The organism is Ruegeria sp. CDSB117 (assembly GCF_059611005.1).
In genome coordinates this window covers 213,153-228,845 of sequence record NZ_JBXWOS010000001.1, presented here as the reverse complement: position 1 = coordinate 228,845, position 15,693 = coordinate 213,153, and the positions used below count along the sequence as shown (strand labels likewise).

Sequence of the window (15,693 nt, the reverse complement as noted above, 5' to 3'; positions counted from 1 at the left end):
CTTAATTCAGGTCAGTTTCTTTAATTTGATAGATGCTTGGTAAGCGAGTAGTCAACGCCTCAGACTATCGGAGGTTTCATGTCCACATCCTTGATTGCAGGCTTTGTGCTTGGCTTCAGCCTGATCCTCGCCATTGGCGCGCAAAACGCCTTTGTTCTGCGCCAGGGGTTGCGACGCGAGCATGTATTCCCACTGTGCCTGACTTGCGCGGTGTCTGATGCCATTCTCATAGCCGCGGGCGTTGCGGGTTTCGGAACATTGGCGCACGCGTTGCCCTGGTTCGAGACCGTCATGCGGTATGGCGGGGCGATTTTTCTGATATGGTACGGTTTGCGCAGCCTGAGTTCGGCCTGGCGCGGCGGAGCGGTGATGGAGATCGGCGAGGGTAAGCGCGTCAGCCTGAAATCTGTTCTGCTGACCGTTCTTGCGTTCACATGGCTGAACCCGCATGTCTATCTGGATACAGTTGTGCTGATTGGGTCAATCTCGGCGCAGTATGAGGATCGGATGGCCTTTGCGCTTGGTGCAATGACGTCCAGTTTCGTATTCTTCTTTTCATTGGGCTACGGGGCAGGGATGCTGTCCCCGATATTCACAAGACCACGGGCGTGGCAGGTGCTGGATTTAATAATCGGCGTGGTCATGCTGGCAATTGCCGCAAAGCTTGTATTGATGTGACGGGTTGCCTCTGCCAAGTATTCGGTGTTCAACCGTTAACATGTCAACTTTAACCGCCCAACACCGCCCCGTGGCTGGCATGCTCTGGATGTTTTCGGCAGGCTTGTCGTTTGTGGTCATGACCGCATTGGTAAAGTCGCTGGGCCCCACGATGGACCCTACGCAGGCTGCGTTCCTGCGCTTTGCCTTCGGCTTGATCTTTCTGTTGCCGGCGTTGCGCTTGGTGTTGAAGACGCACCTTACACGCAGCCACATCGTATTGCTGGGGACGCGCGGTGTCGTCCATGCATTTGCAGTGATGCTGTGGTTCTTCTCGATGACACAGATCCCGCTGGCTGAGGTCACGGCGATGAACTACATGACGCCGGTCTATGTAACGCTGGGGGCCGCGTTGTTTCTGTACGAAAAGCTGGCCATCCGTCGGATCGCCGCGATTGGCGTGGCACTGATTGGCGTTCTGATCATCCTAAGGCCGGGTTTTCGTGAGATTTCACTGGGCCATATCACCATGCTGGGCACGGCCCTGACCTTAGGCGGGTCTTATCTGATTGCCAAAGTGCTTGTGCGTGATCTGCCGCCGTCAGTTGTTGTGGCGCATATGTCGATCTGGGTGACCATAGCTTTGATCCCTTTTGCAGTTGCGGTTTGGACCACGCCCAGCTTGCGCGACCTCGGCGTGCTGTTTCTGGTGGCCAGTTTTGCCACGGCGGGCCACTATTTCATGACGATCGCACTTAAGGCGGCCCCGGTCGCGGTAACACAGCCGGTTACGTTCCTGCAGTTGATCTGGGCCACCTTGTTGGGCGCGCTGGTTTTCAATGAAAGCATCGACATCTGGGTAGTCGCGGGTGGAACGGTGATTCTGCTAGCGGTCAGTTTCATTGCCTGGCGCGAAGCGGTTTTGAACCGCAGCAGCTTGACGACCCCCAGCATCGCACCCAAACTCTGATCATTGGCGGTCGGGTGAAACGTTATTGATTGACGAGTCAATAAAAAGCCCTTAGCGTTTTCTCACTATACTTAGTGAGGGATAGTGATGCCGAAACTCGGAATGGAGCCAATCCGCCGTGACGCGATCGTCAAGGCAACAATTGCCGAACTCGGGTCGAAGAAATCCCTTGATGTAACGGTCAGCCAGATTGCCAAACGGGCAGGCATGTCCAGCGCGCTGGCGCATCATTATTTCGGTGGCAAAGATCAGATATTTCTGGCCGCCATGCGCCGTATCCTGTCGGACTTTGCCGACGAGGCTAGGCAGGAGCTGAAGAATGCTGTCCCGCAGGAACGCGCGCAGGCCATTATCCGGGCCTGTTTTGCACCATCATGTTTCACACCGGATGTCATCGCTGCGTGGATGACATTTTACGTGTTGGCCCAAACAAATGATGACGCCTTGCGCCTGTGGCAAATCTATCAGGCGCGTATCCGGTCGAACCTGACCCACGCCCTGCGCCCATTGCTGGGCGATCCGGCCGAGGCGGCCGAAAACATGATCGCCCTGATCGATGGGCTGTATATCCGCGCCGCACTAAGCGCGCCGGAAGAACCGCAGCTGGCGGTCAATCACGCAATGCGTGTCCTCAACACTCTGCTCGAGGCTGAAAAATGACAAAACCGAACATTCTGATCCTGATGGTGGATCAGCTGAATGGGACCCTCTTTCCAGACGGTCCCGCTGACTGGCTTCACGCTCCGAACCTGAAGAAGCTGGCTGAACGGTCGACCCGGTTTGCCAACGCCTATACCGCGTCGCCTCTGTGCGCGCCGGGGCGGGCCAGCTTTATGTCCGGTCAGCTGCCTTCGCGCACGGGTGTTTATGACAACGCCGCAGAATTCCGCAGCGACATCCCGACCTATGCGCACCATCTGCGGCGCGCGGGCTATTACACCTGCCTGTCCGGTAAGATGCACTTTGTCGGCCCAGATCAGATGCACGGGTTTGAGGACCGCCTGACAACCGATATCTACCCGGCTGATTTTGGCTGGACGCCGGATTACCGCAAGCCCGGTGAACGGATTGACTGGTGGTACCACAATATGGGCTCGGTGACGGGCGCAGGCGTGGCCGAGATTTCCAACCAGATGGAGTATGACGACGAGGTCGCCTACAACGCCAAGGCCAAGCTCTATGATCTGGCGCGTGGCAAGGATGACCGCCCGTGGTGTGTGACCGTCAGCTTTACCCACCCGCATGATCCTTACGTGGCGCGCCGCAAGTATTGGGATCTGTACGAAGACTGTGAGCACCTGCAGCCCGAGATTGCGGACATTGGTTATGACAATCAGGATCCGCACTCAAAGCGTATCTTTGATGCCAATGATTGGCGCAGCTTCGACATCACAGAAGAAGACATCTGCAAGTCGCGCCGCGCGTACTTTTCCAATATCTCATATCTGGACGACAAGATCGGTGAAATCCTAGAGGTGCTGGAAACAACCCGGCAAGAGGCGATCATCATGTTTGTCTCGGATCACGGCGACATGCTGGGTGAACGGGGCCTGTGGTTCAAAATGAACTTCTACGAAGGGTCGGCACGCGTGCCGTTGATGATTGCCGCGCCGGATATGCCGGCAGGCCGTATCGACACATCGGTTTCGACAATCGACGTCACGCCAACCCTTGGTGCACTGGCGGGTGTAGATATGGCCGAGATCGCGCCGTGGACCGATGGCGAAGACCTTGTACCACTGGCCAATGGCACCGAACGGACTGCTCCGGTGAAGATGGAATACGCGGCCGAAGGCTCGTATGCGCCGCTGGTTTCGCTGCGCTATGGCAAGTGGAAATACAATCGCTGCGCATTGGACCCAGATCAGCTGTACGATCTTGAGGCCGATCCGCATGAGTTGGAAAACCTCGCGGAAAACCCCGAACACGCAGGCACGCTGGAAACTTTGCGCGCGAATTCTCAGGCGCGTTGGGACTTGGATAAATTCGACGCGGATGTCCGTGCCAGCCAGGCGCGCCGCTGGGTTGTTTACGAGGCGCTGCGGCAGGGCGGGTATTACCCATGGGATTACCAGCCACTGCAGAAGGCATCCGAGCGCTACATGCGCAATCACATGGATCTGAATGTCGTCGAGGAAAACGCCCGCTACCCGCGCGGCGAGTAACCTCTTCACCTTTTCGAAAATACGCCTGCCGGACGATCAGAAATTTGGTTCGGCGGGATATGGAGACCTGAAAATGGAAGCAGATTTCGTCATCGTTGGCGCAGGATCGGCAGGCTGCGCAATGGCGTATCGCCTGAGCGAGGCCGGAGCCTCGGTATTGGTGATCGAACACGGCGGGACTGATGCTGGCCCGTTCATCCAGATGCCAGCGGCATTGAGCTATCCGATGAACATGCCGATGTATGACTGGGGTTACCGGTCAGAGCCCGAGCCGCACCTGAATAACCGCGAACTGGCTTGTCCGCGCGGCAAGGTTATTGGTGGATCGTCATCGATCAACGGCATGGTTTACGTACGTGGCCACGCGCGTGATTTTGACACTTGGGCCGAGATGGGCGCCGATGGCTGGTCCTATGCGGATGTGCTGCCCTATTACAAACGCATGGAGACCTGGCATGACGGTGGACATGGTGGTGATCCGACATGGCGTGGCACCGATGGCCCGCTGCATGTTTCGCGCGGACCGCGTGAGAACCCTCTGTTTCAGGCTTTCGTCGATGCGGGACAGCAGGCGGGATACGAAGTTACCGGCGACTATAACGGTGAAAAGCAGGAAGGCTTCGGCCCGATGGAGCAAACCGTCTGGAAAGGACGGCGTTGGTCGGCGGCGAATGCGTATCTGAAACCCGCGCTCAAGCGCGATAACTGCGATATCGTGCGCGGACTGGCCTCAAAGGTGGTCATGGAAAACGGCCGCGCAATCGGGGTCGAATTGATCAGAGGTGGCAAGACTGAGGTCATCCGCGCCCGGCGCGAGGTGGTTCTTGCCGCGTCCTCCATCAACTCTCCCAAGCTGCTGATGCTGTCTGGCATCGGTCCGGCGGCGCACTTGGCTGAACACGGGATAGACGTTGTCGCAGATCGCCCGGGTGTGGGTGCGAACCTTCAGGACCATCTGGAGCTTTACATTCAGCAAGCGTCCTTGCAGCCGATCACGCTGTACAAACATTGGAACCTGATCAGCAAAGGTCTGATCGGGGCGCAGTGGCTGTTCACAAAGACCGGTCTGGGTGCATCCAACCAATTCGAAAGTGCGGCGTTTATTCGCTCCAAGCCGGGCGTAGAATATCCGGATATTCAATATCACTTCCTGCCAATTGCCGTTCGCTATGATGGCCAGGCCGCAGCCGAAGGTCATGGTTTCCAGGCGCATGTCGGGCCGATGCGCTCGCCGTCGCGCGGGGCGGTGACGCTGCGGTCGGCCAAGGTCGAAGACGCGCCGGTGATCCGCTTCAACTACATGAGCCATGAAGAGGATTGGGCGGATTTCCGCACCTGTATTCGCCTGACGCGTGAGATTTTCGGGCAGGATGCGTTCAAACCTTATTCGGGAAAAGAAATCCAGCCGGGTGCGGACGTGCAGTCTGACGAAGCGCTCAATGCCTTTATCGCGGAACATGCCGAAAGCGCGTATCACCCTTGTGGAACCTGCCGGATGGGTCGGGCAGATGACAAAAACGCTGTGGTCGATCCCGAGGGACGCGTTATTGGCGTGGACGGTCTGCGCGTTGCCGACAGTTCAATCTTCCCACAGATTACCAATGGCAATCTAAACGCGCCGTCTATCATGGTGGGTGAGAAGATGTCCGATCATCTGCTGGGTAAGGATGCCCTGCCAGCAGCCAATGACCAACCTTGGATTAATCCCCAATGGGCGGTTGCGCAGCGATGATCGAAAGCATGATTTGATCCGCGTCAAAGATTGACGGGGACCGGACGAATAGACTTGAATCGCAACAACATATTTTGAGGAGCGAACAGGAATGTCCCATACCCCGCACGAACTGGCCGAAGAGTTTCCGGACAAGGTTGAGCTGATGAGCCAGCTTAAGCAAACAGACGCTCATTTTTCACGGCTGGCGGACGAGTATCATGAGATCAACCGCGAGGTTCATCGTGCCGAAACCAATGTAGAACCGATGGATGATATCGCTGAGACAGATCTGCGTAAAAGACGTGCGGTTCTGAAAGACGAGATCTGGGCGATCTTGTCCAAGCCCTGAAAAACAGCGGGGGCTCTGCCCCCGTCGCGGCACGCCTTCCGCGGGATATTTTAGGTCAGGTGAAGATCAGGTGACTTCATAGGGCAAGGTGCCGCGGGTATGGGCGTCGATTGTCAGACGTCTTTCCAATGGCGGGACCGATCGCTGATGACAATTCGGCCGCTCGCAGATACGGCAGGATATGCCAATTGGCTCGTAAGCGCTGGCGTTGTTGAAATCCAGATTGTCGGCATAAACCAGCGCCTCGGCGTGGCGCACCTCGCAACCTAGTGCAATCGCATAACGGCGCACAGGTGCGCCGAATGAGCCGCCCGATTTCGACACGTCCCGAGCCAAAGATATATACTGAACACCATCGGGTGTTTCTGCCAGTTGTCGCAGGAAATGGCCGGGTGTTTCGAAAGCGCGGTGCACGTTCCATAGGGGGCAGGCGCCGCCGAACCGGGCAAATTGAAGGCGCGTGGCCGAGTGTCTTTTGGTGATCGTACCAGCCTGATCGACGCGCACGAAAAAAAACGGAATGCCTTTGGCGCCAGGGCGTTGCAGGGTCGAAAGCCTGTGCGCCACCTGTTCGATTGACGCGCCAAACCGGTTGCTAAGCAGTTCAAGATCGTGACGATATTCCTGAGCTGTGGCCAGAAATTTGGCATAAGGCATCAACGATGCGCCGGCGAAATAGTTTGCCAGCCCGATCTTGGCAATGGCACGGGCTTCGTCGCTGTGAAATTTGGCAAAATCCAGCGTTGCTTCAAGAAGTTTATCCTGGCTGATCAGTGCAACCTGCAACAACAACTGAAACACCTGAGTTTGTGGTGCGGTTCTGGACGAAAGCCGCAGTGTTTTGTTCTCTGCGTCGTACTTTCGGGTTTCATCGATGTCCGGGAATTGTACCCGAATGCCGCGCTCGGCGAGGCTGTCCAGGGCTGCCGCACGTATGCCGCCTGCATCCCCGGCGCGCCCGGCAAATCGTTCAGCCGCGCGGTCCACCGCGTCGATGTAGTTGTCGCAATAGTGGAAGAAGTCCCGCACTTCCTCCCATGGGCTAGCCTGGATTTGTGCGTCTTCGCGCCCCAATGCTTCGTCAAGGGAGGCCAGGCGTTCATGCGTCTGACGATAGGTGCGGTGCAGGGCAATGAAGGCCCGTGCCAGAGCAGGTGCGTTTGAAGCCGTGAGGCGGAGATCGGCGAGCGGTGGAACAGCGTCGTCAAAGACCGGATCGGCCAATGCTTCGCGCATGTCCGAGACCAGACGCTCACTGTCGCCGGTGCTCAACTCGGTGACATCCATTCCGAATTCTTGCGCCAGCGCCAGAACGACCGTAGTCGAAATCGGACGGTTGTTGTTCTCCATCTGGTTCAGATAGGGCAGGGAAACACCCAGTTTAGCGGCAAATTCCTTTTGGGTAAGTGACAAGCGCGTACGCATTTCACGCAGCTTTGCACCTGCATAAAGTTTCTGAGTCGCCATGTTGAGCCTTTGCAACTTTCCTAAATCGGTAAGCTAACTTTGCAAACCGTCATAGGCAAGCCGTGTCAAAGGCCTAGTTGCCGTTCGCGTCGAATGACAGACAAAATTGCGCAGACCGCCAGGACCGAGGTTGTCAGCATTAGCCAGAGCAAGGGCATTGCACCGGTTTCGTGCGTTAGCAAAGCTCCTGCAAGGGCGCTGAGGCCCGCGCCGCCGCCCAGCATGATCGCTCCACTCAGTCCGGATGCTGTGGCGGCCAGATGCGGTCGCACCGAAAGCGCGCCGGATGTCGCGTTGGGAATCGTCATGCCGTTTCCAATGCCGACGAAGGTCATGAATCCAAAAAAGCTGAGCGCTGTTCCGAAGCCGGCCAGAAACAAGATGGCGGACATTGCAACGCCTGCTGCGTTCAGCCAGCAGCCCCAAAGTACCATTCGATTGACGCCGAAGTGAACGGAATAGCGACCGCTGAAGAAGTTACCAAAAAAGTACCCTACGGCTGGGGCGCCAAAGTAGATGCCGACCTCGGCGGCGCTGAGGCCGAAGAGTTCGGTGCCTATAAAAGGAGCGCCGCCCAGATAGGCAAAGAAGGCACCAGACGACAGCGCGGATGATAGCGAATAACCCCAAAATCGCGGGGAACCCAGTAGTTCGGGGTATTCCCGAAATTGTTGAACCAGTGTTTTGCCACTCTTGGCTGAGGTTTCGCCAAAATCTAAGTAAGTTAGCACCAGCGTCATTACGCCAAGAACGAAGGGCAGCCAGAAGTTGGCTTTCCAGCCAAAGCTCTCCTCCAACAGGCCCCCGATCGCGGGTCCGATCATGGGGACAATGGCCATGCCCATCGTTACATAACCGATCATCGACGCCGCCTGGTCCTGATCATATAGGTCCCGAACCGCCGCACGGCTAAGAACCATGCCGACCACGATGATTGCCTGACACATTCTGAAAACAAGAAAAACCTGGACGTTGGGTGCATAGATGCAGCCCAACGTAGCCACTAAAAAAAGGACCAACCCCCAAAGTAGAACGGGACGGCGCCCCGCCTTGTCGGCAATTGGTCCGATCAGGATCTGAAGCACCGCATTGACCAGCAGGTACAGGGCAATCGACAGTTGCATGACCTTGTAGTCGGCCTGAAAGTGCAGTGCCATATTGGGCAGGCTCGGCAAAAACAGATTGAGGCTGAGCGCGGACAATCCGGACAGCAAAACCAGAGTGGTAATTTTAGGAGGCGAGCGATGCGCCGACGAAGAACTAAACTGCATAGTTCACGTGTATAGTCACCACGGATCAGAATGCCATCCATCACGCGTTTTGTGAGTGAAAATTAGCAAATTTACAATATTCACCAAGATGATTGGATAAGATTTGCAAATTTGCCGAAAGATACTTTGGTCTCGCGGCATCTGCGTATAGTGTCCGGCCAGATTTTACAGGGGATCATCGTTATGAAAGACATCCTTTCCGAACTTGAAGACCGTCGCGACAACGCGCGGCTGGGTGGTGGACAAAAGCGCATCGACGCACAGCACTCGCGCGGCAAACTGACTGCGCGGGAACGGGTCGAACTGTTGCTGGATGAAGGCAGCTTTGAAGAATTTGACATGTTTGTCAGCCATCGGTGTACCGATTTCGGGATGGAGAAGCAAAGGCCAGCGGGTGACGGTGTCGTTACTGGCTGGGGTACGATCAATGGTCGCATGGTTTATGTGTTCAGCCAGGACTTTACAGTCTTTGGCGGCTCACTTTCGGAAACCCATGCTCAGAAGATCTGCAAGATCATGGATATGGCCGTTCAGAACGGTGCACCGGTGATCGGCATCAACGACTCGGGCGGAGCGCGAATTCAGGAAGGCGTGGCGTCGCTGGCTGGTTATGCCGAGGTGTTCCAGCGCAACATCATGGCGTCAGGCGTGGTTCCGCAGATCAGCGTGATCATGGGGCCCTGTGCTGGCGGCGCAGTCTACAGCCCGGCGATGACCGACTTTATCTTCATGGTCAAAGACACCTCGTACATGTTTGTGACCGGCCCCGACGTGGTCAAGACGGTCACAAACGAAGTCGTTACCGCCGAGGAACTTGGTGGGGCGTCGACCCATACCAAGAAATCCTCAGTTGCTGACGGAGCGTTTGAGAACGACGTTGAAGCACTGGCCGAGGTGCGCCGTTTGGTTGATTTCCTGCCGCTCAACAACCGCGAAAAACCGCCAGTGCGCCCGTTCTTTGACGAACCCGACCGTCTGGAAACCTCGCTGGATACATTGATCCCCGACAACCCTAATACGCCGTACGACATGAAGGAACTCATCACCAAAGTGGCGGATGAGGGCGATTTCTACGAAATTCAGGAGGATTTTGCCAAAAACATCATCACCGGGTTCATCCGGCTTGAAGGACAGACAGTGGGCGTTGTAGCCAATCAGCCGATGATTCTGGCGGGTTGTCTGGACATCGACAGCTCGCGCAAGGCCGCGCGGTTTGTGCGGTTCTGCGATTGCTTCGAAATTCCGATCCTGACGCTGGTAGATGTGCCTGGATTCCTGCCGGGGACGTCGCAGGAATATGGCGGAGTGATCAAGCACGGCGCCAAGCTGTTGTTTGCCTACGGTGAAGCCACGGTGCCAAAAGTTACCGTCATCACCCGTAAGGCTTATGGTGGTGCCTATGACGTTATGGCGTCCAAGCACCTGCGCGGTGACTTCAACTATGCGTGGCCTACAGCCGAAATCGCGGTGATGGGCGCAAAGGGCGCGACCGAGATCATTCACCGTGCCGATCTGGGCGATGACGAGAAAATTGTACAGCACACGCAGGACTACGAGGACAGGTTTGCGAACCCGTTTGTCGCGGCCGAGCGTGGCTTTATCGATGAGGTGATCATGCCGCAATCGACCCGCCGTCGCGTTTCGCGGGCCTTTGCCAGCTTGCGGAACAAGCAGCTGAAGAACCCGTGGAAAAAGCACGATAACATTCCCCTTTAAGGGAATATGCCAAGAAATCTTCCCGGCCGGAACGGTTTAGGCGGCGTCTCGGACAACCGGTCAGGGCAGATTACTTGGGTGCAAAATTGACTTTGAGGCCACAACTGCTAATGAGTTGCCCAATCAGACATAGAACAGCGCGGGCCGAAAGCCAGGCGCGCGCGATCCCGGAGAGAGGAGCTCGCCTGAGGCGGGTCCGGGATCGCGCCTTAGCTGTTGTGCTGTCTGTTTTTGCGACCCCCGTTCTGGCTGATATCGAAAACCTGTTGCCGGTCCCGTCCGGACAGCCAGTGCATCTGAGCGACGTTCTGCTGGACAACAACCCCGGTGAGCTTTGGGTGCGGTTTCGCTTTATTGCGCCCAAGATCGGTTCGGACATTGGCCGGATCGGGTACGATGTCGCCTCGGTCGACATGGAACATCTGTGCCAGACGCTGGCGGTTGCCTATGTGGCCAAATACGAACTGGACGCCGCCCGGGTGGTCATTTCCCTGTCTGACCGGCCCATCGAATTCGGCCGTACATCCCCTGATGCCACGCAGTTCTTTGAAGCCTACCGACTGGAACAGTCCCGGTGTATCTGGGAGGGGCTTTGACCATGAATCGCGCTATTCATCCCGTCAGGGCATTTCTGAACAGTTACGCGGCTTTGGAGGTGCGCACCATGACATCATCCTGTGACGGATGTGAATATCTGATCCCCATGACCCCTTATGCAACTGAGGTGGAACCATGCTGAAACATCGCGGATTTCCCGGGCGCCTGCCGGGTACTGACTTTCAGTTCATCATTCGTCGGGCCAATCCCAAAGGCGTGACGCCCCTGACCCGCCGCGAGCGGTTTCGAGATCGTAAACCCGCGGATAAGCGCGCGGATGCAGCCTTTATGGAAGCCCTGTGGGCGCATTTTGGCGACCAACCGTTTGAGCGGGGCAATTTGGATGCCGGTCGTCTTTGCTGGCTTTTCGAACGCGAGGTCATTCCGGCCGAAGATCCGTTTGATCCGGCTAGTTATGATGCGCTTTTGGTAATTGATCCGAATGTGGGCCGGATTTCCTTCCCCGAAATTTTCGACGGGGTGCGCTGATCGTGCAAACCGCTGTCGCACATACCTTCGTGGTGCCGTCAGAGCCCGGAACCCTGCCCACATCGGGGCAGGGCCGGAATGTGCGGTCAGAAGTTCAACTGGGCTGCCAGTTGAATGCGATTGCTGTCAAATGTGCGCCCGGTCGGTGCGTCGTTTCGTTCGCCGTAGAAAAATTCGGCGCTAAGGGTCAGATTGTCGGTCGCCTTGTAGAAGGCGTTCACGTGGATCGTTTCAACTTCGGTAAAGGACAGGGTCCCGGTCGAGGTCGGCAGATCATAGTTTTCTTGCCCGTAGGCGATGCCGACATTCCATTTGGGGCTCAGTTCCTGGCGGAATTCCACAGTGAATCCGTCCACGTCGTTGGCCTGTCCGTTGACGATGGCGTCACCGGCAGCGATCAGGTAGGGGCCCAAAGCCTCGCCGTCGACATAGTTGACCTGAAACAGACCGCCTTGCCAGGGCCGGATGCCAGCCGAGAGGGTATAGCCGGTCTGATCCACTTCGACCGCGCCGGATTGCGCCTTACCATACAAAGCCGAGGCGCGGGCCAGGTAGGTACCGTTGTTGTATTCGATGGAGCCGGTCAGGACGGGATCATTCGAATCCGAGCCGCCAACGTTCTCCTCGATCGCCACCGCAAAGGTTGTGTCAGAACCCAGCGTGTTCGTATAGCGCACTTGAGGAACGCGGGCGAAAGGAATGCCAACGGGGCCGTTGAATTCGACGGTTGTCGGGTAGGTGTCGAGCGGCTGGAAGTTGGTCCAGAATTGACCGATCAACCAATTGTCACCGATGCGGATATTGGCGTGGCGCAGGCGCAGTTCAGCAGGCCCATCCGTCCCGCCGGAAAACAGGTCCAGTTCCAGCTGGCCCGCAATATCGCCGATGGCAGACGGCGTATTGGTCCGAAGCCCGATGCGCGATTGGCGCACGGTGGCCCCAAAGGTGCCGCTGGTGGCGTTTGCTGGCTCGCCAATTCGGGTCGCATCGGCAAGGTCGCCCAGTTCAAAGTCGGTGTCGTAGAAGAAATCAGCCTTAACGTACCCATAAACATCAAGCGTGGTGTTTCCGATTCGAAGATCGCCAGTGCCAGCGCCGGGTTTTGCGGCCTCGAGGGCCTCGACGCGGGCACGCAGGGCATCAAGTTCCGTTTGCGTCTGGGCGTCTTGGGCGAAAGCAGCCGCGCCGGATATGCCAAGCGCGGATACGGCAAGCAGCAACGCCGTTTTTCTCTTTGCAATCATGTGGATGTTTCCTTGTGTGCGAGTGTGCACGGGTACCGTTCCACGCAAGAGAACTTGAGGGAAATCACGAGAACGGGATGGAAAGCGCCTAGTTTCTCAAGGAAACGTGCAAAACTTCCGAACCGTTTTCACCCTATGGTGAACAGATCGGTTAACCCTTTGCGTTTGAGAAGAGAATTTCTAACGACCTTTTCCGCAACCCGTGATGTTGCAGGTGCAGAAACGGATCAATTGCTGAGGAAAAGTAACAGCAACGTGACGGCATTGGCCTCGCGTTTCTCACCTAAAACTGCACCTGATCTCGGCACGAATCTGCGCGCAGGTTCGCCCAATGGGCGATTTCCAGCCGGAATCCTGACCGGAAACAATACGTTGTTTACGCATTTAATTGTGCCAAGCAACCTGACCAAGCCGTGCGGCTCTACTTTGCCTGCGTCGCACAAGCACCTACTATTCCGTACCCCTTCCTTCCGCGGGCAGGCTTGTGATGTTCACAAAGTCCTGCCCGCGTTTTTCTTTGCGCATGATCCAAGCGTAAAGCGGCACAAATTTGCGCAAATCTCCGTTCAGGACTGCCTGTTATTGAATAACAAGGTCGAAATCGGACATCTGCCCCGGAACGCATCAAGAATTCCAAAGGGGCAGATATCATGCGAATCTCGAAACTCGTTCTTGCAATGGCGACCTGCGCAGGCCTTGCCGCCTGTGGTGACACGACGGGCGAACAGGCGCTGCTTGGCGGCGGCGCAGGCGCCGTCGGGGCGGCTGTTGTCAGCGCCGACCCGCTGTTCGGCGCGGTTGTCGGCGCGGCGGGCAACGTCCTGTACTGCAAGACACAAAACAACTGTAGGTAATACCGGGTTTTTCGGGGCGCGCGTCGCCCCGACCGTAATCGCGCATCACGCCGCCGTGGGGAACGTTCCCTGCGGCGGCGTTTTGCGTTCTCAGAACATCAAGACAAAGGACGTTCCATGTTTAACAAGATCCTGATCGCCAACCGGGGCGAGATCGCCTGCCGGGTCATCAAGACAGCCCGCAAGATGGGTATCGGCACCGTTGCCATCTATTCGGATGCAGACAAGAACGCCTTGCATGTGTCGATGGCGGATGAATCGGTGCATATCGGCCCGCCGCCTGCGAACCAGTCCTATATCGTGATCGACAAGGTCATGGATGCCATTCGCCAGAGTGGGGCCCAGGCGGTGCATCCTGGTTATGGCTTCCTGTCGGAAAACTCGAAATTCGCCGAGGCGCTTGAGGCTGAAGGCGTTGCATTTGTTGGTCCACCGGTTCGGGCAATCGAAAGCATGGGCGACAAGATCACCTCGAAGAAGATCGCGCAAGAAGCCGGTGTTTCCACTGTTCCCGGTTACATGGGGCTGATCGAAGACGCAGAAGAGGCCGTCAAGATTTCCAACGAAGTCGGCTATCCGGTCATGATCAAGGCCAGTGCCGGCGGCGGCGGCAAGGGCATGCGGATCGCGTGGAATGACGAAGAAGCGCGCGAGGGGTTCCAGTCGTCCAAAAACGAGGCGGCAAACTCGTTCGGTGATGACCGTATCTTTATTGAAAAATTCGTGACCCAGCCGCGTCACATCGAGATTCAGGTTCTATTCGACAGCCACGGCAACGGGATTTATCTGGGCGAGCGTGAATGCTCGATCCAGCGTCGGAACCAGAAAGTGGTCGAAGAAGCACCGTCACCTTTCCTTGACGAAGCGACCCGTAAGGCGATGGGCGAACAGGCCGTGGCACTGGCCAAGGCCGTGGACTATGCCAGCGCCGGTACGGTTGAATTCATCGTCGATGGCGAAAAGAACTTCTACTTCTTGGAAATGAACACGCGTCTGCAGGTGGAACACCCGGTCACCGAACTGATCACCGGTGTCGATCTGGTTGAGCAGATGATCCGAGTGGCGGCGGGTGAAAAGCTGTCGATCACACAGGACGACGTGACCCTGACCGGCTGGGCCATCGAAAACCGTCTGTATGCCGAAGATCCGTATCGTGGCTTCCTACCGTCGATTGGTCGTCTGACCCGCTATCGCCCGCCGCAAGAGATTGCCTCTGGTCCGTTGTTGGTGAACGATAAATGGCAAGGTGAAGCGCCCGAAGGTGAAGCTGCCGTGCGGAACGATACCGGCGTTTATGAAGGCGGCGAGATCAGCATGTACTATGACCCGATGATCGCCAAGCTGTGCACATGGGCTCCGACGCGGGAACAGGCGATCGAGGCGATGCGCGTAGCGCTGGACAGCTTTGAGGTCGAAGGCATTGGCCACAACTTGCCATTCCTGTCGGCTGTGATGGACCATCCGAAATTCGTCAGCGGAGACATGACCACGGCCTTTATCGCCGAGGAGTATCCGGAAGGGTTCGAAGGCGTTGAACTGCCCGAGGCAGACTTGCGCCGGATCGCGGCGTCCTGTGCCGCGATGCACCGCGTGGCCGAGATTCGCCGCACCCGCGTTTCTGGCCGGATGGACAATCACGAGCGCAAGGTCGGCTCTGATTGGGTCGTCACACTGCAAGGGCAGGGATATGCAGTTGAGATTGATGCGGATCGCGATGGGTCAACCGTGACGTTCTCGGACGGTACCACCATGCGGGTCACTTCGGACTGGACGCCGGGCGATCACTTGGCGGTGCTGGACGTCGATGGCAGCCCGCTGGTTCTGAAAGTCGGAAAAATCTCGGGCGGGTTCCGTATTCGCAACCGGGGCGCAGACCTCAAGGTCCATGTCCGCACGACGCGTCAGGCCGAACTGGCCCGTATGATGCCCGAAAAGCTGCCGCCGGATACTTCGAAAATGCTGCTGTGCCCGATGCCCGGCCTGATCGTGAAGATCGATGTCGAAGTGGGGCAGGAAGTGCAGGAAGGTCAGGCGCTGTGCACTGTTGAGGCGATGAAGATGGAAAACATCCTGCGCGCCGAGAAAAAAGGTGTCGTGTCCAAAGTCAACGCAGCCGCCGGCGACAACCTCGCCGTGGACGACGTGATCATCGAGTTCGAGTGATCATGATCGCGTTTTCCCCATATCTCCATGGTTTCCC

At 57.0% G+C, this 15,693-nt stretch carries 14 protein-coding genes; 11 read left to right on the top strand and 3 right to left on the bottom strand.

Features of this window, described 5'->3' with window-relative positions:
• The first annotated feature begins 78 nt into the window (after window positions 1-78).
• From AC2FJC_RS01130 to AC2FJC_RS01105, 6 genes are all read left to right on the top strand, one after another.
• The gene (locus tag AC2FJC_RS01130) at window positions 79-678 is read left to right on the top strand and encodes a LysE/ArgO family amino acid transporter (RefSeq protein WP_496738092.1); all 600 of its coding nucleotides are present in this window, start codon (window positions 79-81) and stop codon (window positions 676-678) included.
• A 40-nt stretch (window positions 679-718) separates the two neighbouring features.
• Window positions 719-1,627: a DMT family transporter gene (locus AC2FJC_RS01125; protein WP_496738091.1), complete on the top strand. Its 909-nt coding sequence runs from the start codon at window positions 719-721 to the stop codon at window positions 1,625-1,627.
• A gap of 87 nt (window positions 1,628-1,714) precedes the next feature.
• A complete protein-coding gene (betI, locus tag AC2FJC_RS01120) occupies window positions 1,715-2,287 on the top strand; it encodes a choline-binding transcriptional repressor BetI (protein ID WP_108859390.1) in 573 nt (190 codons plus the stop codon).
• Complete coding sequence (betC, locus tag AC2FJC_RS01115) at window positions 2,284-3,792, top strand: choline-sulfatase (protein ID WP_496738090.1); 1,509 nt, start codon at window positions 2,284-2,286, stop codon at window positions 3,790-3,792. Before betI ends, betC begins: the two co-directional genes overlap by 4 nt.
• Before the next feature lie 73 nt (window positions 3,793-3,865).
• The gene (gene betA, locus AC2FJC_RS01110) at window positions 3,866-5,524 is read left to right on the top strand and encodes a choline dehydrogenase (RefSeq protein WP_496738089.1); all 1,659 of its coding nucleotides are present in this window, start codon (window positions 3,866-3,868) and stop codon (window positions 5,522-5,524) included.
• A 91-nt stretch (window positions 5,525-5,615) separates the two neighbouring features.
• A complete protein-coding gene (locus AC2FJC_RS01105) occupies window positions 5,616-5,855 on the top strand; it encodes an HP1242/YdcH family protein (RefSeq protein ID WP_496724279.1) in 240 nt (79 codons plus the stop codon).
• A 66-nt stretch (window positions 5,856-5,921) separates the two neighbouring features.
• Here AC2FJC_RS01105 and AC2FJC_RS01100 read toward each other — a convergent pair whose 3' ends face one another.
• Both AC2FJC_RS01100 and AC2FJC_RS01095 read right to left on the bottom strand, forming a co-directional pair.
• Window positions 5,922-7,322, bottom strand: coding sequence for a helix-turn-helix domain-containing protein (locus AC2FJC_RS01100; RefSeq protein ID WP_496738088.1), 1,401 nt, complete (start codon window positions 7,320-7,322; stop codon window positions 5,922-5,924).
• A gap of 65 nt (window positions 7,323-7,387) precedes the next feature.
• A complete protein-coding gene (locus AC2FJC_RS01095) occupies window positions 7,388-8,593 on the bottom strand; it encodes a multidrug effflux MFS transporter (RefSeq protein ID WP_496738087.1) in 1,206 nt (401 codons plus the stop codon).
• A gap of 183 nt (window positions 8,594-8,776) precedes the next feature.
• Here AC2FJC_RS01095 and AC2FJC_RS01090 point away from each other — a divergent pair, with 183 nt between their 5' ends.
• The 3 genes from AC2FJC_RS01090 to AC2FJC_RS01080 all read left to right on the top strand — a co-directional run bounded on the left by AC2FJC_RS01090 (window position 8,777) and on the right by AC2FJC_RS01080 (window position 11,395).
• The gene (locus AC2FJC_RS01090; RefSeq protein WP_496738086.1) at window positions 8,777-10,309 is read left to right on the top strand and encodes an acyl-CoA carboxylase subunit beta; all 1,533 of its coding nucleotides are present in this window, start codon (window positions 8,777-8,779) and stop codon (window positions 10,307-10,309) included.
• A gap of 218 nt (window positions 10,310-10,527) precedes the next feature.
• Complete coding sequence (locus AC2FJC_RS01085; RefSeq protein WP_496738085.1) at window positions 10,528-10,905, top strand: DUF6497 family protein; 378 nt, start codon at window positions 10,528-10,530, stop codon at window positions 10,903-10,905.
• A gap of 136 nt (window positions 10,906-11,041) precedes the next feature.
• Window positions 11,042-11,395 carry a hypothetical protein gene (locus tag AC2FJC_RS01080; protein WP_058276835.1) on the top strand — a complete coding sequence of 118 codons (354 nt, stop codon included), beginning with the start codon at window positions 11,042-11,044 and terminating at the stop codon, window positions 11,393-11,395.
• A gap of 86 nt (window positions 11,396-11,481) precedes the next feature.
• Here AC2FJC_RS01080 and AC2FJC_RS01075 read toward each other — a convergent pair whose 3' ends face one another.
• On the bottom strand, window positions 11,482-12,639 hold the full coding sequence (locus tag AC2FJC_RS01075; RefSeq protein WP_496738084.1) for a DcaP family trimeric outer membrane transporter: 1,158 nt from the start codon (window positions 12,637-12,639) through the stop codon (window positions 11,482-11,484).
• 650 nt (window positions 12,640-13,289) lie between these two features.
• Here AC2FJC_RS01075 and AC2FJC_RS01070 point away from each other — a divergent pair.
• Together AC2FJC_RS01070 and AC2FJC_RS01065 are read left to right on the top strand one after the other, a co-directional pair.
• Complete coding sequence (locus AC2FJC_RS01070; protein ID WP_058275656.1) at window positions 13,290-13,493, top strand: hypothetical protein; 204 nt, start codon at window positions 13,290-13,292, stop codon at window positions 13,491-13,493.
• Between the two features lie 117 nt (window positions 13,494-13,610).
• Window positions 13,611-15,656 carry an ATP-binding protein gene (locus AC2FJC_RS01065; protein WP_496738083.1) on the top strand — a complete coding sequence of 682 codons (2,046 nt, stop codon included), beginning with the start codon at window positions 13,611-13,613 and terminating at the stop codon, window positions 15,654-15,656.
• The last annotated feature ends 37 nt before the right edge of the window (window positions 15,657-15,693 follow it).